The organism is Rhizobium sp. UFLA01-1127, from assembly GCF_059803845.1.
Window position 1 is genome coordinate 34,602 of sequence record NZ_JAUQTZ010000025.1, and the last position, 23,720, is coordinate 58,321.

General features: G+C 58.6%; 20 protein-coding genes and 2 pseudogenes. 7 read left to right on the top strand and 15 right to left on the bottom strand.

The annotated features are described in order from the left end of the window. Window positions 1-109 precede the first annotated feature (109 nt). The 8 genes from Q4Q11_RS08820 to speB form a co-directional block, all read right to left on the bottom strand. Window positions 110-1,513, bottom strand: a complete 1,404-nt coding sequence (locus tag Q4Q11_RS08820) for an aminotransferase-like domain-containing protein (protein ID WP_112512961.1) — start codon at window positions 1,511-1,513, stop codon at window positions 110-112. A 338-nt stretch (window positions 1,514-1,851) separates the two neighbouring features. Continuing rightward, window positions 1,852-3,174, bottom strand: a complete 1,323-nt coding sequence (locus Q4Q11_RS08825) for an aspartate aminotransferase family protein (RefSeq protein ID WP_498569274.1) — start codon at window positions 3,172-3,174, stop codon at window positions 1,852-1,854. Between the two features lie 44 nt (window positions 3,175-3,218). Then, window positions 3,219-4,283 (bottom strand): phosphotransferase, encoded by a 1,065-nt coding sequence (locus tag Q4Q11_RS08830; RefSeq protein ID WP_498569258.1) that lies wholly within the window; start codon window positions 4,281-4,283, stop codon window positions 3,219-3,221. 69 nt (window positions 4,284-4,352) lie between these two features. After that, window positions 4,353-5,786 carry an NAD-dependent succinate-semialdehyde dehydrogenase gene (locus Q4Q11_RS08835; protein WP_498569259.1) on the bottom strand — a complete coding sequence of 478 codons (1,434 nt, stop codon included), beginning with the start codon at window positions 5,784-5,786 and terminating at the stop codon, window positions 4,353-4,355. 19 nt (window positions 5,787-5,805) lie between these two features. Continuing rightward, a complete protein-coding gene (ggt, locus tag Q4Q11_RS08840; protein ID WP_498569260.1) occupies window positions 5,806-7,398 on the bottom strand; it encodes a gamma-glutamyltransferase in 1,593 nt (530 codons plus the stop codon). A 13-nt stretch (window positions 7,399-7,411) separates the two neighbouring features. Next, window positions 7,412-8,794, bottom strand: coding sequence for an aspartate aminotransferase family protein (locus Q4Q11_RS08845; protein WP_498569261.1), 1,383 nt, complete (start codon window positions 8,792-8,794; stop codon window positions 7,412-7,414). A gap of 122 nt (window positions 8,795-8,916) precedes the next feature. Further along, window positions 8,917-9,759, bottom strand: coding sequence for a lysine/arginine/ornithine ABC transporter substrate-binding protein (locus Q4Q11_RS08850; protein WP_498569262.1), 843 nt, complete (start codon window positions 9,757-9,759; stop codon window positions 8,917-8,919). Window positions 9,760-9,837: 78 nt separating this feature from the next. Further along, the gene (gene speB / locus Q4Q11_RS08855; RefSeq protein ID WP_498569263.1) at window positions 9,838-10,884 is read right to left on the bottom strand and encodes an agmatinase; all 1,047 of its coding nucleotides are present in this window, start codon (window positions 10,882-10,884) and stop codon (window positions 9,838-9,840) included. Window positions 10,885-11,067: 183 nt separating this feature from the next. Between speB and Q4Q11_RS08860 the strand changes: the two genes are divergently transcribed. From Q4Q11_RS08860 to Q4Q11_RS08880, 5 genes and pseudogenes are all read left to right on the top strand, one after another. After that, window positions 11,068-11,763, top strand: coding sequence for a GntR family transcriptional regulator (locus tag Q4Q11_RS08860; protein WP_498569264.1), 696 nt, complete (start codon window positions 11,068-11,070; stop codon window positions 11,761-11,763). A gap of 33 nt (window positions 11,764-11,796) precedes the next feature. After that, complete coding sequence (locus tag Q4Q11_RS08865) at window positions 11,797-12,522, top strand: ABC transporter permease (protein ID WP_498569265.1); 726 nt, start codon at window positions 11,797-11,799, stop codon at window positions 12,520-12,522. Continuing rightward, complete coding sequence (locus Q4Q11_RS08870; protein ID WP_498569266.1) at window positions 12,522-13,226, top strand: ABC transporter permease; 705 nt, start codon at window positions 12,522-12,524, stop codon at window positions 13,224-13,226. The genes Q4Q11_RS08865 and Q4Q11_RS08870 overlap by 1 nt, the downstream gene beginning before the upstream one ends. A gap of 11 nt (window positions 13,227-13,237) precedes the next feature. Next, window positions 13,238-14,044, top strand: coding sequence for an ABC transporter ATP-binding protein (locus Q4Q11_RS08875; protein WP_498569275.1), 807 nt, complete (start codon window positions 13,238-13,240; stop codon window positions 14,042-14,044). A gap of 201 nt (window positions 14,045-14,245) precedes the next feature. Further along, window positions 14,246-14,365: pseudogene (locus Q4Q11_RS08880) on the top strand (type II toxin-antitoxin system VapB family antitoxin); the annotation flags it as partial. A gap of 331 nt (window positions 14,366-14,696) precedes the next feature. Here Q4Q11_RS08880 and Q4Q11_RS08885 read toward each other — a convergent pair. Next, window positions 14,697-16,127 (bottom strand): MFS transporter, encoded by a 1,431-nt coding sequence (locus Q4Q11_RS08885; protein WP_498569267.1) that lies wholly within the window; start codon window positions 16,125-16,127, stop codon window positions 14,697-14,699. A 100-nt stretch (window positions 16,128-16,227) separates the two neighbouring features. On the opposite strand from Q4Q11_RS08885, the gene Q4Q11_RS08890 reads away from it, so the two are divergent. After that, window positions 16,228-16,842 carry a TetR/AcrR family transcriptional regulator gene (locus Q4Q11_RS08890; RefSeq protein ID WP_498569276.1) on the top strand — a complete coding sequence of 205 codons (615 nt, stop codon included), beginning with the start codon at window positions 16,228-16,230 and terminating at the stop codon, window positions 16,840-16,842. 42 nt (window positions 16,843-16,884) lie between these two features. Here the strand turns inward: Q4Q11_RS08890 and Q4Q11_RS08895 are convergent. The 5 genes and pseudogenes from Q4Q11_RS08895 to Q4Q11_RS08915 all read right to left on the bottom strand — a co-directional run. After that, window positions 16,885-17,057: pseudogene (locus Q4Q11_RS08895) on the bottom strand (helix-turn-helix domain-containing protein); the annotation flags it as partial. Between the two features lie 44 nt (window positions 17,058-17,101). Next, the gene (locus tag Q4Q11_RS08900) at window positions 17,102-18,223 is read right to left on the bottom strand and encodes an ABC transporter permease (RefSeq protein WP_498569268.1); all 1,122 of its coding nucleotides are present in this window, start codon (window positions 18,221-18,223) and stop codon (window positions 17,102-17,104) included. A gap of 2 nt (window positions 18,224-18,225) precedes the next feature. Continuing rightward, the gene (locus tag Q4Q11_RS08905; RefSeq protein ID WP_498569269.1) at window positions 18,226-19,380 is read right to left on the bottom strand and encodes an ABC transporter permease; all 1,155 of its coding nucleotides are present in this window, start codon (window positions 19,378-19,380) and stop codon (window positions 18,226-18,228) included. Then, window positions 19,377-21,134: an ATP-binding cassette domain-containing protein gene (locus tag Q4Q11_RS08910; RefSeq protein WP_498569270.1), complete on the bottom strand. Its 1,758-nt coding sequence runs from the start codon at window positions 21,132-21,134 to the stop codon at window positions 19,377-19,379. Before Q4Q11_RS08910 ends, Q4Q11_RS08905 begins: the two co-directional genes overlap by 4 nt. A 12-nt stretch (window positions 21,135-21,146) precedes the next feature. Next, on the bottom strand, window positions 21,147-22,157 hold the full coding sequence (locus tag Q4Q11_RS08915) for an HlyD family secretion protein (protein WP_498569271.1): 1,011 nt from the start codon (window positions 22,155-22,157) through the stop codon (window positions 21,147-21,149). A 195-nt stretch (window positions 22,158-22,352) separates the two neighbouring features. Between Q4Q11_RS08915 and Q4Q11_RS08920 the strand changes: the two genes are divergently transcribed. After that, window positions 22,353-22,988, top strand: a complete 636-nt coding sequence (locus Q4Q11_RS08920; RefSeq protein ID WP_498569272.1) for a CerR family C-terminal domain-containing protein — start codon at window positions 22,353-22,355, stop codon at window positions 22,986-22,988. 71 nt (window positions 22,989-23,059) lie between these two features. On the opposite strand, the gene Q4Q11_RS08925 is transcribed toward Q4Q11_RS08920, so the two are convergent. Next, a partial coding sequence (locus Q4Q11_RS08925) for a carbohydrate ABC transporter permease (RefSeq protein ID WP_498569273.1) occupies window positions 23,060-23,720 on the bottom strand: 661 nt, incomplete at its 5' end.

Below are 23,720 nucleotides of genomic sequence, written 5' to 3' on the forward strand. Positions count from 1 at the left end.
CGGGCGAGGCATCGGAGCCGCAAACACCCTTGGTTCGGCATATTCTGCATGGCGCTGCGAAAGTCGCATGGCTTAAAAGAACGATTGAAGAGATCACGTCCAAAGGTATCTAGAAGAACGAGGCCGACATTTCCGGCGGGCCTTCCAGTGCATGCGCCATGAAGTCCAGCGCGCCTTGCAGTCGTTCGCGGCCGATCGGCCCGCCAAGGCAGATGCGTACGGCCTCAGGGGCCGCACCATCGACGGTGAAGGCGTCGCTTGCCACGACGCCGATGCCGGAGGAACGCATGTGACTGCTGAAGGTCGAGCGGGTCCAGCCGTTGGTCAGCGGCATCCAGATGTTGAAGCTGATTGGATCGGCCTTGTAGCTGCCCTTGGGCAGAATACCAGCCACCATCTGCTGACGGGCAGCCGCCTCCGCGCGAATGAAGCGCAGAATCGAGTCCGCCGTGCCGTCCTCGATCCAGCAAGTGGCGAGCGCGACCGTCATCGGCGAGGCCATGACATTGTTTGTGCGCATGGCGCTGACAAAGGGCCAGATTGCCTTGCTGTCTGGAGCAACCACATAGGCAAGGCGCAGGCCGGCGCCGATGCATTTTGCAAGACCGCCAATATGCCATGTCAAATCAGGTGCGATGGCCGCAAGCGGCGGCGGCCCGTGCAAAGGAATGAAGCCGTAGGCATCGTCTTCAATAATGGGCACATGATATTTGCGGGCCACGGCGGCGATTTCCTCGCGGCGCTTTTCGGGAATGGTCAGCGTCAACGGGTTCTGCAGCGTTGGATTGAGATAGAGCGCCTTCGGCCGCAGCCGCTCGCAAGCCTCGGCAAAGGCATCGGGCAATATGCCCTCATCGTCCATTGGCAAACCGGAAAGATTGAGGCGCAGTTGGGCAGCGATTGAGCGCATGCCGGGATAGGTGATGATTTCCGACAATACGGTTTCGCCAGGCTTTGCAAGAAGGCCGAAAATCGCCAGCAGCGCGGGATGCGCGCCCGGTGTGACGAAGATCCGCTCCTGCGGAGGCATCAGACCGCGGCGGCTGAGCCAGGCAGCGGCGGCATCCTTGTCCATGCCGGATCCGCCGAAGCCCTGGTATCGCAGCAACGGAACGAGATTGATTGCCACAGCAGACATGCCTTCGCGCATGCGGGCGATCAGCTTCGGATCATCAGGCTCGGGTGGGAGGTTCATCGACAAGTCCACCTCCGAGGCACGGCGCGGATCGGGCGCGGCATCGAATAAGAAACCACGATCTTCGCGATCCTGTCCGCCGGTGACGAAGGTGCCCCTGCCGACGTGCGAATCCACCAGGCCGCGCTTCTGCGCCTCGGCATAACCGCGAGCGACGGTGGTGAAATCGATGTTCAGCCGCTTGGCCATCTCCCTTTGCGGCGGCAAACGGTCGCCCACCGCCAGCACGCCGTTTCTCAGATCCATTTCGATTAGATCGGCAATAGCCATATAACGGGGGCTGGAAGAGCGCGTAAGGTCAGGATGCCAGTCTTTCATTTCATGATCCGCGAGGTGTGATTGCGCAGGCGCGATTTGGAACGATATTGACCATATATTGTTGCAAAATTCACTGTCACGGGAAAACCGACGGCCCGCAGGCAGCCATGCATGGCGAACAGCCTGAACGCGATCGTCATATCCCGGACAGGGAAGTCATTTGCAATATTGATCGCAATTTGACTGCATCACTTTTCGGCACTTTGAATTGAGCCTGATTGAAAAGAGATGACATTCGTTCCGCAATTCAGGAAATCGGGAGCGATGGCAGGGGCGTCGCCAACTCCTGTACCTTGCCCTTCAGGAAGCGCGAATAAGGCTCTTCGAAAGCTGCCAACTCACTCCGTGCGTTCCATATCGACAAGAGCATCCTGCAGCGCGTTGAGCAGCATATCTGCATTTTCGCGAGAGAAAGGGAGTGGCGGGCGAATTTTGAGAACATTACCATTTAGTCCCGAGGCGCTTATCAACACACGCCGATCGCGAAGCTCACCAACTACCTTCAGCGCGAGGGCGCTATCTGGTTCGCGGCTGTCGTGGTTGCGTACAAACTCCAATCCTAGAAACAGACCGCTGCCTCTGACATCACCGATCGAAGCGAACGTGTCTTTCAAGCTGTTCATTCCCGCGCGCAGGTAATCCCCTGTCTTGTGCGCGTTTTGCATAAGGTTTTCGTTCTCGATAACGTCAAGTACAGCCGACGCAGCAGCCAAAGAAACGTTGTTGGCACCAAAGGTGTTGAAGTAACGTATATCCCGGCCGAAACACTCCTGGATGTCCGACTTCATAATGGCCGCTGCAATTGGCATTCCATTGCCCATCGGCTTGCCGACTGCGACAATGTCGGGGATGACTTCGTGACGCGCGAAACCCCACATGTTTGTGCCTATTCGCCCGAAGCCGGGCTGCACCTCGTCGGCGATATAAAGTACGCCAGCTTTCTTCAAAACATCAACGACGGGTTTGAGGAGACCGGGCGGATCGGCAAAAACGCCATCCGAGGAAAAGATGCTGTCGGCGATAAAGGCGGCTGGCGTGATACCGCGGCGGCGCATATGGACAATCGCTTTGGCGACGTCTTCCGCCAATGCCGCACCCACATCGAGACCATTGGCGCGATAGGTATCTGGCGCCGGCACCGTCAGGACGTGCTGGCCAAGGGGCACGCTATCTCCAAGCAGCGGCGAGATTTCCGCCGCCGAGGCCGTAACGCCATGATAGGCGTTCTCCGTAATGATGATACCGGTGCCACCTGTGTAATGGCGTGCAAGCCGCAGGGCCAGATCGACCGCCTCGCTTCCGGTGCATGTGTACATCACACGGTCGAGTTCGGCCGTAAACGTCGCCAAAAGCCTTTCCGAGTAGGAGAGGATTTGCTCGTTCAGATAACGTGTATGCGTATTGAGTTGCGACGCCTGGTAACTTATTGCCTCCACAACGTGCGGGTGGCAATGACCGACCGACGGCACGTTGTTATAGGCGTCGAGATAGGCTTCTCCGTCCGGTCCATACAGCCATACGCCCTTGGCTTTTGTGATATGGACCGGATTTTCATAGAAGAGCCGATAGGACGGTCCGAGTAACGTCTGTCGGCGCTCGATCATCTTTCGCTCTCGTTCCGGCAGGCTAGCGAGCCGTGCCGGGTCGAAGCCGTTGACCATTGATGCGCTCGGTTTGTGGGAAACGGTTTTTCTCATGCTTTCGGTCACCGATTGGCTTCGCGCAGTCTTTCGATAGCGACGGTTCTTGGAATTGCATCAAGGCGCGCCAATTGCGCCCAGACACCTGCACTTTGTCTGGTCAAGTGTTGAGCGTGCTCGGGGAACAGCCGTGCGCGCCATCTCGGAATACAAAGCCGCATCACCAACCGCATAACCGCTGCCTTGTAGATCAGGGGGATTTCGGCATCGGACAGGGAACATTCGCTGCGATATCCCGCGATAAGATCGCACATCGGCGTTATCGGGTCAGGTTCATCCCCGATCTGATAGGCAGCAGCCACACCCACGTCGAAAAGCTTGGGAGCGTGCACCATATCGCCAAAATCGATGATGCCGGTGATTGTATCCGGCGCTGTCGTATCGACAAGGATGTTTTCCATGTTGAAGTCGTTGTGAATGACTTGGGCATCCAACGTATTCATGATTGGCACAATCGCCGTCTCGAACTCTTCGATCGCGTTTTCGAGGCGCGTTCGCTGATGAACATCGTCAAATGTCGGCAGGACTTCGCGCATACCTGCCGCATGTTTCAAATCCCAGGTGATGCGATGTGATGCGGCTTCATGTGAAAAGCTCTTCAAGGCTTTTTGCAAACGCCCGAGCATTGCGCCAACCCGCCGGCGCTGCAAAGGAGACTGTGGCGCGGTCCGTTGTGCAGCGCCAGGCGCGAACGTGACCATGCGGACGCCGCGTTCGGTGCCATCGTCCGCCACGAAGCGAAAATCCGCGGCACCGTCACGGGTGAGAATGACACGCTGGGTCGGAATTCCCGGATCCACCTCCTCCACATGCAAGAGCGCCAAACTGTGCATCGAGGTAACGAGAGGATCCTCAGCCGGATTGAGAATTTTCAGAAGATAGGCCGCGCCGTCCTCGAGCATCACGCGAAAATTACTGTCCTTCTCGCCCCACAGCCATGTTGCGCGACCAGAAAGGCCATAATGGTCGCACGCAATTTGCTGAGCCTGGTCACAGGACACGGGGACAGAAGCAGTTTCCAGTTCGGCGCCGAGCACGCCGATTTTGGAATTTTTTTGTATGGCCGACATTGTACCGTCCCACCCCTTCTGGGTACGTCTCTTGAAATTTCCTCGGGCCTACCGCGGGCAAAAATCGATCTAATTCGCTTCGGTCACGAGCTTTGTATTGAAGTAGCTTTCCATCGCCTCAGTCCCGCCTTCCGAGCCGTAACCGGAGTCTTTCACGCCGCCGAAAGGCAACTCTGGCAGCGCCAGTCCGTAGTGATTGATAGACAGCATCCCGCTTTCAATATCGCGGGCGAGCGCGGCGCTTGTCTTTGCGGATTTCGTATAGGCATAGGCGGCAAGTCCGTAGGGCAGTCGGTTCGTCTCTAAGATGGCCGCGTCGTAATCCGCAAATGCGCTGACCAACGCGATGGGACCGAAAGGCTCCTCATTCGCAATGCGCGCGTCCTGCGGAACGCCGGTGAGAATAGTGGGCTGGAAGAAATTTCCCCGATTTCCGAGCTTCTTGCCGCCGGTCGCAATGCTTGCGCCACGAGACACGGCATCCGCTGTCAAGGCTTCCATAGCCTCGACGCGACGGGCGTTGGCAAGCGGACCCATGTTCACGCCGTCCATCAAACCGTCGCCCACCCTTATCGCTTCGGCCGCCTTCACAAAGCCTTCCAGAAATTTCCCATAAACGCTCTGCTGAACGAGAAAGCGCGTTGGCGCCACGCAGACCTGCCCGGCATTTCGAAACTTTGCACCGCTCAATATCCGAACGGCCAGATCGACATCCGCATCATCGAACACAATGGCCGGTGCGTGCCCGCCCAGCTCCATCGTCACCCGCTTCATATGGGCACCCGCGAGCGAGGCGAGCTGTTTTCCGACCGCCGTCGATCCCGTGAAGGAGATTTTGCGGATCACCGGGTGCGGAATGAGGTAGCGCGAGATCTCTGCCGGTATGCCGAAGACAAGATTGAGGACGCCGGCCGGCAGGCCTGCGTCAGCGAATGCGCGAACAAGCTCAGCGCAACTCGCCGGCGTCTCTTCAGGTCCCTTCAAGATGATCGAACAGCCGGCAGCAAGAGCTGCCGACACCTTGCGCACAGCCTGGTTCAATGGGAAATTCCACGGACTGAAGGCGGCCACCGGGCCGACCGGCTCCTTTACGACCATCTGTCTGACATTCATCGCCCTTGGGGGAATCAAACGGCCGTAGGCGCGACGGGCTTCCTCGGCAAACCAGTCGATGATGTCGGCCGCACTCAAGGTTTCCGCCAGGGACTCCGCCAATGGCTTACCCTGTTCCAGCGTCATCGTCCTCGCGATCGCAGCCGAGCGCCCACGCAGAATTTCAGCCGCCTTGCGAAGGAGTCTCGCTCGCTCGAACGCGCTAACCTGACGCCATTGCTGGAACCCGGCCGATGCCGCGGCAAGTGCTTCGTCGAGATCATTGTTGCTGGCATTCGAGACGTTGCCGATGACCTCGCTCGACGCCGGATTTACGACAGGCAGTCGCTCATTGGAGCCATCGCGCCAGATGCCGTTTATATAGAGCCTCGTGTTCGGATACTCGGACATTTCAGTTCCATCCTTTTTGTCAGTAGCCGAGGGCACAACCGTCTTTTCTATGATCGGAAGCGCCCAGCAAGGTGTCGTTTTGATCGTCGATCCAGATCGCCTGCGCCCCGCCGATCGCCCATTTCGGAGCGACAACCTTAAAACCGCGGACCTCCAGCTCGTTACCGATTGTCGCGCGAAGCAGCGCCTCCGTCTCGACCGTGGCCGTGCCCGGAAGCGGGAACAAGCGCGGAAGATCGATTGCACTTTGAATATCGAGATCGTAGTCAAAAAGCTTTGAAAGGAAGTGGGCGTGACCCATGGCCTGGTAATGTCCTCCCATCACGCCGAATGACAGCACGGATTTTCCAGCGCGCGTCACCAGTCCCGGTATGATTGTGTGCATCGGCCTTTTGCGTGGACCTATCGCGTTCGGATGCCCCTCTTTCACGACGAAACTTTGGCCGCGATTATGAAACAAGACGCCCGACTTCGGAGCCATCAGGCCGCTTCCGTAGGGATGGAAGATCGAATTGATGAAGCTCGCGACGTTTCGGTCCTTATCGACCACCGAAATGTAAACGGTATCCGAGTGCTCGACATCGTCGATAATCGCTCCGGTATCGGCTGCTTTGCGCAGATCTATTTTTGCAGCAAGGCCGTCAATGAACTGATCGGACAAAAGCTGTTCAACTGGGACAATCGACGTTTCCGACTCTGCCAGCCACCGATCGCGCGCCGCATAGGCAAGCCTCGTTGCCTCCACCTCGATGTGCAAATTATCGGCGCTCAGCGGATCGCCTTTGCGCTCGAACCGCTCCAGAATCTTCAAGATCATGAGCGCGATGATGCCTTGCCCGTTGGGCGGGCATTCGTGGACGGTCCATCCCCGGTAGGTCGCACTGATTGGTTTTACATATTCACCGGCGGCGGAGGCAAAGTCCTCCGCCGTATGCAAACCGCCCAGCGACTTCAGCTTGGCCAGCATGTCCTCGGCGACCGGGCCGCGATAGAACCCGTCACGGCCTGAGATCCCAATCGCTTCCAGCGTCTGCGCAAGCTCAGGCTGTCGTTGGACCGATCCGACAGCAGGAACCTGGTCGTCGGTCAAAAAGATGCGACGGGTCGACGGATCACGCAGCAGCAAGTCTCGCTGGTTTGAGATGTCGGCGGCCACCCTCGGGGTGATCCCATAGCCGTCCCGCGCCAGCGCGATTGCAGGAGCAAGTATCTCCGCGATCGGCATCCTGCCGTGGTCGGCGACGAGGCGTGTCCATGCATCCACCGCGCCCGGAATTGTCACGGCATGGGGCGATGACCGGTCGATGGCGGTAATGCCGTTATCCCTATACCATTCGTATTTCGCCGCAGCAGGCGTCCGTCCCGAGCCGTTATAGGCCACGACCTGGTCGCTGCCGTTTGCGGTCAGCAGTGCAAAGCAATCACCACCCACGCCGGTGGACCCAGCCTCCACCACACACTGGACGGCGCAGGCGCCGACGGCGGCATCAATGGCCTTGCCACCGCTCTTCAGTATCTCGATCGCAGTCGTGGTCGCTATCGGATGGGATGTCGCCGCCATCCCATCGCGCCCGACGGCGATCGATCTTCCGGGAGTTTCGAAATTGCGCATCGTCAATCTTTCCTCAGTACAATCCACTCGCCCTGGCCCAGGCATAGGTGTCGTCCAGCGCGCGGGTAGAGCGGTCGAACAATTCGTTGATCTGCGCCTCGGTGATGATCAGCGGCGGGCACAGCGAGTAGTTGTCGCCCAGCGCGCGGGTGATGACGCCGTGGGCCTGAGCTCTTCGCCCGGCGTGGATAGCAATGCCATGGGCTGGATTGAACGCCTCCTTCGTCTCCTTGTTGCGAACGAGCTCAAGCGTTCCGATCAGACCCCGGCCACGGGCATTGCCAACGAGCGGATGCTCGCTCAGATCATTCAGTCGGCGCTGAAACAGCGGCGCTACGTCCTGGACATGGCCGACTATGTCTCGCTCCTCGTATATATTGAGGGTTTCCAGCGCGACGGCCGTGGCGACCGGATGGCCGCTATAGGTGAAGCCGTGCCCGAAGGTCCCGATCTTCTCGCTTTCTGAAACGATCGCAGAATGGATCTTTTCATTGATCATCAGGGCTGAGATCGGCTGGTAAGCTGCCGAGAGCTGCTTTGCCATCACGATTATATCGGGTTGCAGCCCGAAGCTTTCGGAACCGAACATCGTCCCGAGCCTGCCGAAGCCGCAGATCACCTCGTCTGCGATTAGCAGCACGTCGTATTTCTTCAGGATTGCCTGAATTTTCTCGTAGTAGGTTGGCGGCGGGACGATGCAGCCGCCCGATGCCATAAGCGGTTCGGCAAAGAATGCACCGATCGTTTCCGGGCCTTCCGCAAGGATCAGTCCCTCGAGCGAATCCGCGCAACGTGTGGCAAATTCCTCTTCCGTCTCGCCCGGCTGACCGTAACGATAGAATTCCGGGCAATCCGTATGCAGCACGCGGGCGATCGGCAGATCGAAATCACGGTGATTGTTAGGGAGCCCCGTTAGGCTTGCGGAGGCGATGGTCACGCCGTGATAGGCACGCATACGCGAAATGATCTTTTTCTTTTCCGGCTTGCCGATCGCGTTGTGATAATACCAGACGAGTTTCATGGCCGTATCATTGGCCTCGGAACCCGAATTGGCGAAGAACACCTTCGACATCGGAACAGGCGAAAGCCGGATGAGCCTGTCGGCCAGCTCGATGGCCGTCTCGTGCGATTTGCCGCCGAAGCTGTGATAGAATGGCAATTCCTTCATCTGCCGGGTCGCGGCATCGACCAGCCGCTGTTCGCTGAAGCCGAGCGACGCGCAAAACAGCCCCCCAAGACCTTCGATATACTTATTGCCCTCGCTGTCGATGATATGGATCCCTTCCCCCCTTGCAATCACCAGCGGACCGTCCTTCAAATGTTGCGAGGCGTTGGTATAGGGGTGAAGAACGAAGGCAGCGTCCCGAGCTTCAAGGGAATTGAGAAGGATAGTCACAACGGCTCTCCAAATGAGGTGTGTTTCGATAGCGACGCTTGGCAAAGCTCCGCCGGTCAGCCGATGCGACCTTTTGGTGCACCGGCTGCCATTTTTGTCGGGGTGAGAATTTCAGCGCTCAATCAATCGAGATTTGTCTTGATCCATTTCTGCGCAAGCTTGTTGATCGTGCCGTCCGCCTTGGCCGCTTTGATCGCCGCGTCGAACATGGACTTCAGGACCGTATCGTCCTTGCGAAGTCCTGCCGCGATACCCTGCCCGAAGACCCCGCCTTTGAAGGTCGGACCGGCTATCGTGTAGTCTTTGAAATCATCCTTTCGAAGCGTTGCGTTCAGCGATGTCTTCTGCGCAACGACTGCGTCGATGCGGCCGGCCTGAAGATCCAGATCATGCTGCTCGACGGTTTTGTATTCTCTAGGATCGACGACGCCCTTGAAGTAGGTGTCGAGGAACGTTGCGTTCGCCGTCGATACCTGGGCGCCGACCGTCTTGCCCTTGAGGGCGTCTCTGATCGGCTGCAATTCCTGCTCGACCTTCGCTTTGTCTCCGGCAAGATCGACCGTGGTCCCGGTGCCTGGCAGCTTTGCAAGCGGACCGGTCTTGTCGACCATGAAGGCAGCAGCAGTCGGGGCATAGGGCTCGCTGAACGAAATGACGGCAAGACGCTTCTCGGTAACGATCATCGAGGCCATGATGGCGTCGAACTTTTTCGCATTGAGCGACGGAATGAGGCCGTCCCAATCCTGGGCGACGATCGTGCACTTGATCTTCATGCGAGCGCAGAGGTCGTTGGCAAGATCGATCTCGAACCCGGCAAGCTTGCCATCAGGTCCGGTGAAGTTCCATGGTTCGTACGCGCCTTCGGTCGCAATCGTGATTTCGGTTGGCTTTGTCTCTGCGGCGGCGGCGCCAGCGAAGGCGACACCCAGCAAGACGGACGTCAGCAAGAGTTTTGATAGTTGCATGTTGCATTCCCCTTTTTGTTACCCCTGTCCTTTTGCGGACAGTACGGTTGCAGCCTTCGCAACGCCTAGCCTCAGCCGCTAGGCCGCGCGAATCTTGATTGCCTCTGCCGCCAAGCAGAGGAGTTCGAATAAAACCTGCGCCGCGATTTGCGCCGTGTTCGTTGTCGGATCGTATTGTGGGGCGACCTCGACGACGTCGCCGCCAACGATGTTCAATCCCGCAAGACCTCGCAGGATGCCCAGCGCCTGGGCGGAGGTCAGCCCGCCGACCTCAGGCGTCCCCGTACCGGGCGCAAACGCTGGATCGAGAGAGTCGACATCGAAGCTGACATAGGTCGGACCGGAGCCGACGATCTCTCTCGCCCTTGCGATGACCGCCCCTATGCCGATATCGCCGACCTCTTCCGCATGTATGACGGTCATGCCCGACGCATACGAGAACTCCCACAGATATTCCGAATTTCCTCGAATGCCGATCTGAACCGTCCGCCGCGGATCCAGCACGCCGTCAAGCACGGCCTGACGGAAGGGGCCGCCATGATGGAATTTGCACCCCTCGAAGGAGCCGCCCGTGTCGCAATGCGCATCGATATGGATCATCCCTACCGATCGATCTTTGCCGACGGCCCGCAGAATGGGAAGACCGATCGAGTGGTCGCCGCCGACCGCCAAAGGCACAACGCCCGCCTTGACCACCCCGAGGACAAATCGCTCGATATCCTCATGGGATGCGGCGAGATCAAAGCGGCTCCTGAACGGAACATCGCCGACATCGGCGACCCGTGCGTGAGCGGTCGGAACGGCGCGCAACACATGCTCATAAGGACCGACCCGATCGACATTGCGAACGGCACGAGGCCCGAACCGCGCACCTGATCGGTTCGTCACGCCAAGGTCCATTGGTATCCCGAAAAGCGCGATGTCGATGCCAGTAAAATCCGGCGACGCATCAGGACGATAAGGAGCCTTCAAAAGCGTTGGTATGCCGCAATAAGGAGCCTGACGGCTGTCGCCATCCCCAAAGACCAGCTCGGCAACTTTTCGAAACTCCGGATCGAACATGTCGCCGCCTGAAGCATTCGAAAAGCGCTCCCGCAATTCTTCCAGGCTTAGAATCTCTGGCATCGGGCCTCCATTTGTCCTGCACCCACATTTGAAGCCGCTTCCAAAATGCAGATGAAAGGCCATTGCTTGTTGTGGTCAACATTGTATACATAATCGTATTCTGCTTGATCAAGCAAGAGGGAAAAAGTTATGGTGCCACCGACAGGACCCGCTGAACGGGCGCAGACATGGAAAGGGAATTGATTGGCATCGACCAAAACGGAACAGCGAGGCTCTTTGCGTGAGAGCACATACTCGCAGCTGAAGGACCTTATCCTCAGCGGCCAGCTACGCCCCTCGGAGCGCCTGTCGGAAAACACGCTTGCGAAGCGCTTCGGCGTCAGCCGGACGCCGTTGCGCGAAGCGTTGATGAAGCTTGAAGAGGAAGGGTTGATCGTCGGACAACGAAACTTCGGATACACGGTCACCGATCTGGACGTCACTAAATTCTGCAATTTGCTGGTTGTTCGCGAAGCACTCGATGTCTGCGCTGCGCAACTCGCCTGCGAGATGGCAACCGAAGAAGACCTTGACCGGCTTCGAGGCGTAATCGCCCAGATGATCGAGCTCAAGGAGACGACCAATGGGGCGCCGTCCGACGCCGCCCGTCTCGATCTTGGATTGTACATCCACCGAGTCATTGTGGAATCGACTCGGAACGAGGCTCTCGTAAGGGTAACCGACCAAGTCTACCAGCAGCTTCGTTTGGCCCTGTGGCTCGAGGTTCTCTGGGTCGATCTGGAGCACACGGATCTCGATGAGCATCGGGCAATTGCAGACGCCATCTGCGCACGCGACCGCGAGGCCGCCGCAAATGCAGCGCGCGCGCATGTGCAAAGCTCGCTCAAGAACATGTCGAAGCTCCAGCGCATCTGGGCGCATCGGCGGACTGTCGACTGAGCCAAAGCCAAGCTTTCACAAAGAGGTTCACGCATGGAGCTTATCGATAGTTATCTGACACTTGTCGGCGTCGGACAGACAGGCTGGGGTCCCCTCCTTCTGACGGCTGCCGCCATGACAATTGGCGTTTCCGTGTGTGGCTTTCTGGCTGGAACGGTCATCGGCTCTGTTGTTACCTTCATGCAGCTGTCGCCGCATATGGCCGTTCGCTGGTTTGCCGACTGCTACACCACAATCCTCCGCGGCGTCCCGGACCTGCTGATCATCTATCTTTTCTATTTTGGCGGAAGCTCGCTGCTCGGATCTGTCGGCGGCCTGTTCGGCTACCATGGTTTCATCGGAATGCCCGCTTTCCTAACCGGAACTCTGGCACTTGGCGTCGTCTCGGCTGCCTACCAGGCCGAGGTCTTTCGTGGCGCCTTCAGATCGGTTGCGCGTGGCGAAATCGAAGCGGCCAGCGCCGTTGGCATGCGGCCGTGGCCCAAGTTCAGGCGCATTATCGCACCTCTCGTGCTTCGCTATGCCATTCCGGGACTTGGAAACACCTGGCAACTCGTCCTGAAGGAATCGGCATTGATCTCCGTCACCGGACTTGTCGAACTCCTCCGGCAATCGCAAATCGCCGCCGGGTCCACACGCCGCCCGTTTGAATTCTATCTGACGGCAGTCATTCTCTATCTCGTCATCACCTGGGTCTCCTCGATCCTGTTCAGGAGAATGGAAGCGCGAACAACTCAAGGGATAAGGAGGGCCTTGTGATGGATATTGGCTTCATGAGGGAAACGTTCTTCACTCTTCTGAACGGTTTGCCGCTGACCATCGAGCTTGCAGTCACATCCATTCTGGCGGGGAGCGTCCTCGCGCTTGTCATCGCGCTCGTTGCGGTGATGGGCGGCACGATCGGCCGAACCTTAACCCGCGCTTATGTCTTCGTGTTCAGAGGTTCACCTCTCCTTGTCCAAATGTTCCTGATGTACTATGGCCTCGGTCAATTCCGACATGGACTGCAGGATCTTGGCGTCTGGTGGTTTTTCCGTGAACCTTATTGGTGCGCCGTGCTGGCGTTGACGCTGAACACAGCCGCCTACTGCAGCGAGATCTTTCGAGGTGGCCTGCAGGCCGTTTCCATGCAACAGGTTGAGGCGGCGCGCGCCTGCGGCATGTCAGGTATCCTGTTGTTCAGGCGCATCATTCTTCCGATTGCCATCAGGCACGCATTGCCTGCCTATGGCAATGAGATCATCTTGATGGTCAAGGCAACGGCGCTTGCTTCTGTGATCACCATCATGGAAGTCACAGGTCTTGCAGGAAAATTGATCGCGGACAGCTTTCGGGCTTTCGAAATCTTCATCGTCGCAGGAGCGATTTACCTTGCGATCAATTTCGCCGTCACGCGCATGCTCATGGTGGTCGAATTTTGGCTTTCACCACACATGCGCATGCCACCCAATCCTACCACTTAACCGGAGTACGCATGTCCATCAGGGGAACAGTCTTGGCCAGCAATAACATACAAAAGAGCGCTGCCGTTTCGGTCAAGGATCTCAGAAAGTGCTTCGGCCCGCTGGAGGTTCTCAAAGGCGTTTCGCTAGAGGCCAACGAAGGCGACGTCATATCGATCTTGGGCTCTTCCGGCTCGGGAAAGTCGACGATGCTTCGATGCATCAATATGCTTGAAGTGCCAGACAGTGGCGAGATACGCATCGGCGGCGAGATGTTCTCCCTGAAAAAAGGACGCCACAGGACCGAGCCTGCCGATCGCAGGCAGGTCGATCGGCTGCGCGAACACATCGGCATGGTGTTTCAGAGCTTTAATCTTTGGTCGCATATGACCATTTTGGAAAATGTAATCGAAGCGCCGGTGCATGTGCAGAAACGCAACCGCGCCGAATGCGTCGCGGAAGCAGAAGCGCTGCTTGAACGAGTTGGAATCGCCGACAAGCGAAATTTCTATCCAGCGCATCTATCTGGAGGTCAGCAGCAACGCGCGGCGATTGCTCGTGCTCTCGCGCAGCGGCCGAAGGTTATGCTTTTCGACGAGCCGACTTCAGCGCTTGATCCCGAACTTGTTGGCGAAGTGCTTAAAGTCATGCGCTCGCTTGCCGAGGAGGGACGAACCATGCTGGTCGTAACGCATGAGATGGCGTTCGCGCGCGACGTTTCCAATAAGATCGTGTTTCTCCACAAGGGTGTTATCGAAGAGACGGGCGAGCCGGCGGAACTTTTCAAACATCCAAAATCCGAGCGTTTTCGCCAATTCCTCGCACACGAGCGACACTGAGAAGCGGACAGGTGTGATTTCCACGAAGAACTGGCTCGACTCGGTTCTGTCTTCCAGGACACGCCGCTTCCTATCTCCTTGGGCGTGATCCGTTCAATTTCCGAGAACCTGAAAGAGGAGCCTGCTGTATCAATGTCGAAGAAGGCATAGATTTTATCACCGAATGGGCTGTTTTTGGTGCCGCAACAAGAATGCATAGTGATGCGCTCAACCATCATTCTCGACGAGGCCCTCATGGACAGGGCTAGATCGTTGACAGGCACCAAGGAAACCGCAGCACTCATCCGCCAGGCGTTGGAGACGCTGGTTCGCGTGGAGTCCGACGATGTCAGACTGACTGCCACGTCTTGCCCGGTGGGACGTCGATTGAATTAAGATGAAGGTCAGGGCGACACGGTCGAACACCCGTTCGGCACCATCAAAATACATGTCAGCCGGCAATTGCCACCAGCCGGATGATTTCGGTCTGTTTGCGTACACTCACGCCCGCTTTTCAACGAGCTCCAGCACCGGCGCGCCGATCAGCGGAGCAAGCCGCTGTTGTATCGCTACGACGTTGGCGAGTGGCCGCCACTGGGCCGATCGAGGGAAGGAATGAGGTCGCAGGGTATTCCTTGAGGACGGACGCGCGGCAGATGCTTGTCGGGCTTCACTATGATTGCCGCGGTCGGATCAGCGCCGCCACGGCAATGATCGTGGCGATGACGCCGCCCGTGGCGCAAAGCCAAAATGCGAGACGAACGCCGCTCGCCAGATCGCCGGCCGACACTTCGCCCTCTGCGAAACCGGCATGAGCATTGGCAAAGCCAACGAGGACGGCGAGGCCAACGGCGTTACCTATGTTCATCGTTGTCGATGCCATCCCAGATGCAACGCCCTGTTCGCTATCCGGTACTCCGGAACCTGCGATAATCCACATTGCGGTCCACACGATGCCCTGACCAACTCCGGAAACCAGCAGACCGGGAACGATGGCTGCGTAGCTGCTTTCGGGCCATGCCCCGGCCACCATGATGACGGTGCCCGCCGCCCCCATCAGCATTCCCGCGATCAATGTCGATCGTGCCGAAAAGCGTGACGCATAACGCTCGCCGATTTGAGTGCCGGCGGCAATGGCAAGCGAGGGAACCAGAAAGGCGAGGCCCGTCTGCGAGGCTGTGAAGTGGTGGATATCCTGAAACAGCACGGTCAAAAAATACGGCAAGGCTCCAAATGTACCCATGTAGAGAAAGGTGATGGCCATGCTCGTCACGAGCATGCGATTGCCAAACAGTCTGAGAGGCATCAATGGATCGCTGCTTTGCGACTCGATGATCATGAATGCCAGCAGCAGAAGCGCCGATAGACCGAAGGCGGAAAGGATCGGCGCGGCACTCCACCCGAACACCGGTCCCTGGACGAGCGCGAACACCAACAGGGTGGCGCCCTCGGTAACCGTCAGCGCTCCCGGCAGGTCGAAGGCGCGGCCATGAGACCGGCGAGAATCCTGCGGGATGACCAAAAACGCTGCGATTATTGCAAGCGCGGCGAGGAAGACATTGACGAAAAACACCGACGGCCAGCCGAAAGCGCTTGTTAGAAAGCCGCCCGCGAGCGATCCGATCGTAAGACCGCTGGCGCCGGCCCCTCCCCAGACCGCCAGAGCCCGGTTGCGCGCCGCCCCCTCCTGGAACAGCCGGTTGACGAGGGAGAGCGTGGCGGGAAAGAGAAAGGCGCCGCCGATCCCTTGGACGGCTCGTGCCGCAATGATGATCGCGGGTTCCCATGCCAATCCCCCTACCAATGAGGATGCCGCATAAAGCCCGAGCGCCGTGATGAACAAGCGGCGTTGGCCGATAAGGTCCGCCGCACGCCCGCCGAATAGCAAGAAGCCGCCGCAAAACACCGTGTAGGCGCTGACGACCCATTGCAGCGTCTGACCTGAGAAGCTGAGGCCCTCGCCGATTTTAGGCAAGGCTACGAAGACGATGTTGATATCGAGCGAGATGATCAGCTGCGCGAATGCGAGGAGTGCGAGCGCAGCCGTGCGGTTGAAATTTGTCGGGCGGGCTTCGAGCGACGGTCTTTCTGCAATGTGGTCCATCTATCTCTCCGTCAATTCTTTGTCGATCGACAAATAATGTGAAGCTTGCACAGCCGAGTCAAGACGATTATTTGTTGAATAACAAAGATTGGAACGGAGCATGGCAGGAAGGCCGCGGGAATTTGATCGTGATGAGGCGCTGGCCAAAGCCCGCGACCTCTTCTGGGAGCGAGGCTACGAAGGTGTCTCGATGGCCGACCTCGTCGATGCCTTGGGTATCGCGTCGGCGCGCATCTATGCCGCTTTCACATCGAAAGAGGCGCTGTTCCAGGAAGCGGTCATGCTATACGCTTCTGGCGAAGGCGGATTTGCAACTCGTGCCTTGACTGAAGAATCGAACATTCTCGATGTCTTCGAGCGGCTTCTGCGGGATGCGGTCCTGCTCTACACGCGTCCAAATCGCCCACGCGGCTGCATGATTGTGATGGCGGCGACCAATTACACCATCAATAGCAAGACCGTCCGTACGCGGCTTGGCCGTTATCGGCGGGACCGCGCTTCTTCCTTGCACGAGCGGCTGAGAAAGGCGTTGGAGACCGGCGAGTTGAAACCTGACGCGGACCCACGCGCGCTCGCGGAATTCTACGCCGCCTTTCTCCACGGCTTGTCGGTACAAGCCGCCGACGGCGTGCCAAGAGACATTCTGCTGTCTACATTGTCTCACGCGCTGTTGCCGTTGAAGAGCGCCATGACTACGAAGGCCGGCTCTCTCTGAACAGATCGCAGCCGACATTGCACATTCCCGGTGGTGAAAGCTTCAATCCATAGGGAAGGAATTCGTTTCAGCTGCGCTGCCCTTGCGAAACTGGCTCGGTAGAGCACCGATGATACGCTTGAAGGCACGGCTGAACGATGCTTCGGCGCCGTAGCCCAATTTCTATGCGACCACGGATACGCTTAGAGATTGGGCAGCCATTGACGAGCCTGATGCGGCGTGGCGCCTCGATGGTCACTGGTGAGGGCCGGCCCGGGATCTAGTTCAGGCGGTGACGGAACATCCAGGCAGCAACCGGCATCGTGGCGGCGGCAATGGCGACCAATGCCAGCATGTCAGGAAGCAGCGTGCCGAGACCGGCACCTTCGAGATAGACGCTGCGTGTAATGCGGATTGCATATTTCAGCGGGTTGATCATCGTCGCATATTGGAGAACCTTCGGCATGTTGTCGGTCGGCGACATCAGTCCCGACAGCAGCATGAACGGCATCAGGAAGACGAAACCGAGAATCATCGCCTGCTGCATGTTGGCGGCAATCGACGACAGGAACAGGCCGAAACCGATGGCCGCGGCCAAGAAGAGGCTGAGCCCGAGATAGAGCGTCAGGAAAGAGCCGGCGAACGGGATACGGAACCAGAACAAGGCCACTAGCAGGATCGTCGATGCCTGAGTGATGCCGACGATCATCGAGGGGACGGCCTTGCCGATCATGATCTCGGTCGGCGTGAACGGTGCCACCAGCAATTGGTCGAAGGTTCCCTCCTCGCGTTCGCGCGCGACGGACATGGCGGTCAGCATCATCGTCATCAGCATGGTGATTGTTCCGATGAGCGAAGGGACCATGCTCCAGCGCGTTTCAAGCTGCGGATTGTACCAGGCGCGCGTCGTCACCTGCACGGCGTTGCTGGAACTTCCCTTCCCTGCAAGCCAGTCAGAAGTAAAGCCGCTGACGATGGTGTTGGCATAGCCTTGCGCGATGCCGCTCGTGTTGGAATTCCTGCCGTCGGCGATGACCTGTACCGTGCCGGAGGCGCCTGCTTCCAATTGTCTCTCGAAATCGTGCTCGATGACAATGATCAGGACGGCCTGCTTGGCATCGAGAAGTCTTATGGCCTGGCCCGTCTGCGTCAGCGTCGCTACCCGCTCGAAGATGCCCGATCCCTCCAGTTTTGCGACCAGGTTTCTCGACGTTGTCGTCCTGTCCTGATCGACGAGCGCATAGGGGACCAAGTTGAGGTCGTAGGTAGCGGCATAGCCGAAGATCAGGCACTGGAGGATGGGCGGTACGACAAGGCTCGCCCGGCTTCTTGGGTCCTTCAGGATAACGAGGAGTTCCTTGCGGATGAGGGTTACGATGCGCAGAAGCGATGCGATCAACATGGCTATGCGATCCTTTTGCGGGTCATTCGCACGGCAAGCGCCAGAAGCGCCGCGGCCATGGCCGCCAGCACGGCTGCATTGGGCAGAATGACGCTCCAGATATTGCCAGCGAGAAACAGGGTCTGCAGGAGGGTGACGAAATACCGCCCTGGGAAGATATAGGTGATGATTTGAACGGCCCAGGGCATGCTCCGCGGATCGAACATGAAACCCGAGAGCATCATCGCCGGCAGGAAGGTGACGAGAACGGTAACCTGGCTTGCGATGAACTGGTTCTTCGTGACGGAGGATATGGCGAGGCCAAGACCGAGCGCCACCAGAAGATAGAGCATGGATACGAAGGTGAGGATCAGCAGCGATCCCCGAAGCGGCACGCCGAAGAGCAGCCGGCTGCCGACGACGCAGAGCGCAAGCCCGGCAAGCCCGAGAAGAAAATAGGGAACGGTCTTGCCGAGCAGGATTTCGCTCGAGCGGACGGGCGTGACGAACAGCGCCTCGAAAGTGCCGCGTTCCCATTCCCGCGCCATGACGAGCGCGGTCAGGAGCGCGCCGATCAGAGTCATGACGAGGACGACGAGGCCCGGGACAAGGAAATAGCTGCTGTCATTGGCTTCGTTGAACCAAAGCCGGGATTCGATGGCTACACTGCTGCCGGCGGGCGCCGCTCCGCGGGATGCTTCCTTTGCGGCCCAGACGCCAACCGCCGCCTCGGCGTAAGTCAGCGAAATACGCGCCGTGTTGGCATCGCTGCCGTTGACGACAACCTGCACTTCACCGTTGCCTAAAGCCATTTCGCGCGCGAAATCCGAAGGAATGCGCAGGATTGCCCTGGCCTTGGATGACCGGAGCATTCTCTCCGCTTCCGCCATCGTCGTCACCGGTTTCGGCGAAAAGTAGCTGGAGAGCTCGAAGGCCGATGCGAGCCCGCGCGCCTCGGCTGAATTCTCTTCCATGACGATGGCAACGGGAACGTTTTTCACGTCCAGATTGATGCCGTATCCGAACAGAATCAGCAGCGCCACCGGCATGACGATCCCGATCGCGATGCTGCTCGGGTCGCGCAGAAGCTGCCAGGTCTCTTTGCGGATCAATGCACGGATGCGTCGTAACGCTGTGTGCAATCCACGTCCGGGGGAGCTGTCGACGGGTTCGTTCATGCCGCTCTCTCCGCCTGTCTGTGGCGCTCCTTCTCGACAATCGCGATGAACGCCTCCTCCATCGTCGCCGCCGCCTCGCCGTCCATCCCGGCATGGGCGCGGATTTCGACCGGTGTTCCCTCCGCCAGGCTCCTGCCGGCATCGAGAATGATGATCCGGTCGCAATATTCGGCCTCTTCCATGAAATGCGTCGTCACGATGACGGTCACACCCTGTTCGGACAACGCAGTGATCCGTCCCCAGAACTGCCGCCTTGCCAATGGGTCGGCGCCGCTGGTCGCTTCGTCCAGGAAGAGAATGTCAGGCTCATGCAGCAGCGCGGCGGCAAGCGCCAGCCGCTGCTTGAAGCCACCGGGAAGCTGCCCGCTCGGCAGTCTTGAAAACTGATCCAGCTCGAACTGGTTCTTCAAAGCGGCGATCCTGTCCTTCCGATGCCGGCCGCGCAACCCGTAGGCGCTTGCGAAGAACTCCAGATTCTCGTCGACGCTGAGCTGACCGTAGAGCGAAAACTTCTGCGCGACATAGCCCAGCCGCTCCCGGGCCTTCGCGCCTGCCTTCAGCAGGTCGGCGCCGGCGACCATCAATGTGCCGCCGCTTGCGGGAAGCAGGCCGCACAGCATGCGGAAGGTCGTGCTTTTTCCCGCCCCATTCGGGCCGAGCAGACCATAGACCTCGCCCTTGCGGACACTGAAGCTGATATGGTCTACGGCCGTGAAATCTCCGAACGTGCGAACGAGGTCGCGGACCTGCACGACCGTTTCGCCGCCATTGCGATCCGCCGACGGCTGTCCGGTCTGCGTTCTGCGCTCGGCGTCTCCGGCAACGGCAGCGAACAGCATCATGAAGGCATCTTCGAACCGGGCAGCCACGCTTTCCGCCTCAAGCGTGGTACCATCTACCTGCAACGGTTCGTCCTTCTGATCCGCGTTGCGCACAATTCGGACGCGGCCAGCCTCAGGGACGGCATCGACAACGCCTGACAGTGCGAACAGACGTGCCTGCAGGGATCGTGCCTGCATGCCCTCCGGTGTGCGGACCATGAAACAGCGGCCCTGCGCCTTTTTCGTTATTTCGGCAGGCGGTCCTTGAGCAAGGACCTTTCCCGCATGCATGAGCACAGCATGTTCGCAGCGTTCGGCCTCGTCGAGATAGGACGTCGCGACGATGACGGAAAGCCCATCCTCCCTGACGAGCTTGAAGACGATGTCCCAGAGTTCGCGCCGAGACAACGGATCGACGCCGACGGTGGGCTCATCGAGCAGCAGCAGTTCGGGCGCCCGTACCAGAGTACAGGCAAGGCCAAGCTTCTGCTTCATGCCACCCGACAATTTTCCGGCCGGCCTTTCCTTGAAACGGCCGAGCTGGGTCATCTCGAAGAGGCGTGGATAGGTTTCATCGCGCCTGGATTGCGCCACGCCGTGTAGATCCGCATAGAGATCGAGGTTCTCCTGAACGCTCAGATCTTCATAAAGACCGAACTTCTGCGGCATGTAGCCGATGCGGTCCTGGACGTGCTGCGGCTCTTTGCCGACATCGACGCCGATCACCTGCAAACTGCCGCTGTCCGGCGCGATCAGGCCGCATGCCAGACGCAGCAATGTCGTCTTGCCTGCGCCGTCCGGGCCGACGAGTGCCGTCAGAGCGCCTTTCCGGACGTCGAGGGAAACATCGGCGAGCGCCTCCACCGTTTCACCGGTATCGCGGCGAAACGTCTTGCGGATATTGCCTGCCATCACCGAAAGATCGCCGCTCATGACATCCTCGTCCTATTGCCGCTGCGCGGTTGGAGGAGCCGTCCGTTCGTCCGGAAGCGGCCTGACGGTTGCCGGCATACCCAGCCGCAGCACGTTTTCCGGATCGTCAACGAACACCCTGACTTCATAGATGAGGCTTGTGCGCAACTCCTCCGTTTCGACCGATTTCGGCGTGAACTCGGCAACGGAAGAAATGAAACCGATCCATCCCTGGAGTGTGCGTCCCGGCAGCGAATCCACGGTGACCGAAGCTTTCATGCCGGGACGTAGCATTCCAAGCTGTGTTTCCGAAACATAGGCACGCACCCATTTCGGACTGATGGTCGCAAGCGAGAAGGCCGCGCGCGTGGGGGAAGCCATTTCGCCGGGCTCGATAAGCCTGGACTGCACGATCGCATCGACGGGGGCCTTCAGTTCCGCGTCCGCAAGCTGTTGGTGCAGAAGCGCGACATTGGCTTGCGCCGCCTGCAACTGCGCTTGCGCCTGCTCGATATCTTCTGCGCGCGAACCCACGACGAGCAGATCGAGCGCTTTCTGATTTGCGATGACCTTGGCGTCTGCGACGGCAGATGCCGAACGGGCTTCATCCAGGGCCTGCTGGCTGACGACGGCCTTGGGGGCAAGCGTTTCCTGTCGTGCCAACTGGGCGCGGGCATTGACAGCCTCCGCCTTGGCAGATTCCAAATTGGCGCGCGACTGGGCGATTTCCTCCGGACGGCTGCCGTTCTTGAGGCGGGCGAGATTGGCGCTCTGGCCTGCCGCCTGTGCCTCGGCCTGCGCAACCTGAGGCAAGAGCCGGCTCGTATCCAATCGGCCGAGGACCTGCCCTTTCTTGACTTGTTCGCCCTCTTCGGCAAGGACTTCAGCCACACGTTCGCTGCCGTTGAAGGCGACGGTAAGCTGCCTGAAATCGATATTTCCGTAGAGGACGAGTTCCTTCGAACCGCTGTCGCGATGAAAATACCACCAGGCGCCGCCTGCCACGGCGAACAAGAGGACCAGGATGACGATGATGCGCTGCATGCCTTGTTTGAACTCCAAACGAAAAGCCGGCTCTGATGAAACGAACGATAACCGAGATCGATCCGAGGGCGATCATAATACTTGTCAAATTCAAATTTCAAATTAATATTTGAATTAATGAAAGGCCGAGCAATGGTCAGAGGCAACAGACGATCGACGCGGTCCCGGGATCGGCAGGACGGCGCGGCCACGCGCATGAGCCTGCTCGAAGCCGGCGGCGCCGTTTTCGCCGAATTCGGCTTCGACCGCGCGACCGCCAAAGAAATCGCCTTGCGCGCAGGCGCGAATGCGGCGGCGGTCAACTACCACTTCGGCGGCGTCGAGGCTCTATACGAAGACGTTCTTGCAGAAGCCCATCATCGCCTGATGAGCTACGACGTACTTGCCCGCACGGTCGCTGCGGATATCGATCCGAGGGAGAAGCTGCGCCTGTTCATCGCGCTGCTGGTCAAGGTCGTGCGGACAGGCAACGAGAATTCTTGGCCGGCCAAGGTGATCGTTCGTGAACTGATCGCGCCGACACCTCATATCGACAAGCTTCGCCGCGAGGAGATAGAGCCGAAGAAGGCATTGCTGTTTGGTGTCATCGCGCAGATCATCGGCGTGACACCGGACAATCCGCTGGTCGCCCAGGCCGCGCTTTCGACTATGGCGCCCTGTTTCATGCTGCTGGTGGCTGAAAAGCGTGTATCCGAGATCATCCCGGCGCTTGGACGGGAAACGACGACGGATGAGGAGCTGGCAGATCGGTTGTTCCGCTTCACGCTTGGCGGCCTCATCCAGCTTTCCGCATCGGAGCAGACGGCGCCAGCACCGACACATTCGGATTGACCAGAGCGTCTTCGCGATTCGAAGAAAGGCGGAAAGGCTCTAAATCAGCTGAAGCTTCGGCACATCACGAATCATTTCGTCGCTCCGGCTGTGAGCCCTGTGATGAGTTTCCGCTGAAAGAACATATAGGCGAGGATGAGTGGGCCGATGACGATGACGGCGCCTGCCGTCAGTACAGGGGTATTGACTGTATAGCGCCCCTGGAAAAACAGCATCCCGATCGGCAATGTGCGGTAGTTGTCGTCGTTGACAAGGACAAGCGGAATAAGAAACTCGTTCCATGTCCAGATAAATAGGAACAATGCCAGCGTGGACATTGCCGGTAATGTCAGAGGTACAATGACCTTGAATAAAATATGGCGTCTCGATGCCCCATCCAGAACCGCCGCCTCCACGATTTCCGATGGCAGCTGCTGCATCGCGCTTGCCATGAACATGGTCGCGAAAGGCATCGACATGGCAATCTGCGGAAGGATCAGCGCCGCGTAGGTATTGATAAGCCCGACATGGCGCATTTCATAATAGAGCGGAATGATGAAGGCTTCGGTCGGCACCATCATGCCGACGGTCAAAAGGGCAAAGATGGTGCGTCTGAACGGGAAGCTCAGGAACGCAAAGCCGAAGCCCATCAACGTTCCAAGTATGATGCTGACCACTATGACAGGAAACACGACAAGAACGGAATTCAGGAAATAGACGTTAAACCGGCCGTCGATCCATGCATTCGCGTAG

What these genes read in the sequence shown, in the direction of transcription:
- Q4Q11_RS08820 (WP_112512961.1), bottom strand. Translation starts at nt 1,513, where the DNA reads ATGAAAGACTGGCATCCTGACCTTACGCGCTCTTCCAGCCCCCGTTAT.
- Q4Q11_RS08825 (WP_498569274.1), bottom strand. Translation starts at nt 3,174, where the DNA reads ATGGTCAACGGCTTCGACCCGGCACGGCTCGCTAGCCTGCCGGAACGA.
- Q4Q11_RS08830 (WP_498569258.1), bottom strand. Translation starts at nt 4,283, where the DNA reads ATGTCGGCCATACAAAAAAATTCCAAAATCGGCGTGCTCGGCGCCGAA.
- Q4Q11_RS08835 (WP_498569259.1), bottom strand. Translation starts at nt 5,786, where the DNA reads ATGTCCGAGTATCCGAACACGAGGCTCTATATAAACGGCATCTGGCGC.
- ggt (WP_498569260.1), bottom strand. Translation starts at nt 7,398, where the DNA reads ATGCGCAATTTCGAAACTCCCGGAAGATCGATCGCCGTCGGGCGCGAT.
- Q4Q11_RS08850 (WP_498569262.1), bottom strand. Translation starts at nt 9,759, where the DNA reads ATGCAACTATCAAAACTCTTGCTGACGTCCGTCTTGCTGGGTGTCGCC.
- speB (WP_498569263.1), bottom strand. Translation starts at nt 10,884, where the DNA reads ATGCCAGAGATTCTAAGCCTGGAAGAATTGCGGGAGCGCTTTTCGAAT.
- Q4Q11_RS08865 (WP_498569265.1), top strand. Translation starts at nt 11,797, where the DNA reads ATGGAGCTTATCGATAGTTATCTGACACTTGTCGGCGTCGGACAGACA.
- Q4Q11_RS08870 (WP_498569266.1), top strand. Translation starts at nt 12,522, where the DNA reads ATGGATATTGGCTTCATGAGGGAAACGTTCTTCACTCTTCTGAACGGT.
- Q4Q11_RS08875 (WP_498569275.1), top strand. Translation starts at nt 13,238, where the DNA reads ATGTCCATCAGGGGAACAGTCTTGGCCAGCAATAACATACAAAAGAGC.
- Q4Q11_RS08885 (WP_498569267.1), bottom strand. Translation starts at nt 16,127, where the DNA reads ATGGACCACATTGCAGAAAGACCGTCGCTCGAAGCCCGCCCGACAAAT.
- Q4Q11_RS08890 (WP_498569276.1), top strand. Translation starts at nt 16,228, where the DNA reads ATGGCAGGAAGGCCGCGGGAATTTGATCGTGATGAGGCGCTGGCCAAA.
- Q4Q11_RS08900 (WP_498569268.1), bottom strand. Translation starts at nt 18,223, where the DNA reads ATGTTGATCGCATCGCTTCTGCGCATCGTAACCCTCATCCGCAAGGAA.
- Q4Q11_RS08905 (WP_498569269.1), bottom strand. Translation starts at nt 19,380, where the DNA reads ATGAACGAACCCGTCGACAGCTCCCCCGGACGTGGATTGCACACAGCG.
- Q4Q11_RS08910 (WP_498569270.1), bottom strand. Translation starts at nt 21,134, where the DNA reads ATGAGCGGCGATCTTTCGGTGATGGCAGGCAATATCCGCAAGACGTTT.
- Q4Q11_RS08915 (WP_498569271.1), bottom strand. Translation starts at nt 22,157, where the DNA reads ATGCAGCGCATCATCGTCATCCTGGTCCTCTTGTTCGCCGTGGCAGGC.
- Q4Q11_RS08920 (WP_498569272.1), top strand. Translation starts at nt 22,353, where the DNA reads ATGAGCCTGCTCGAAGCCGGCGGCGCCGTTTTCGCCGAATTCGGCTTC.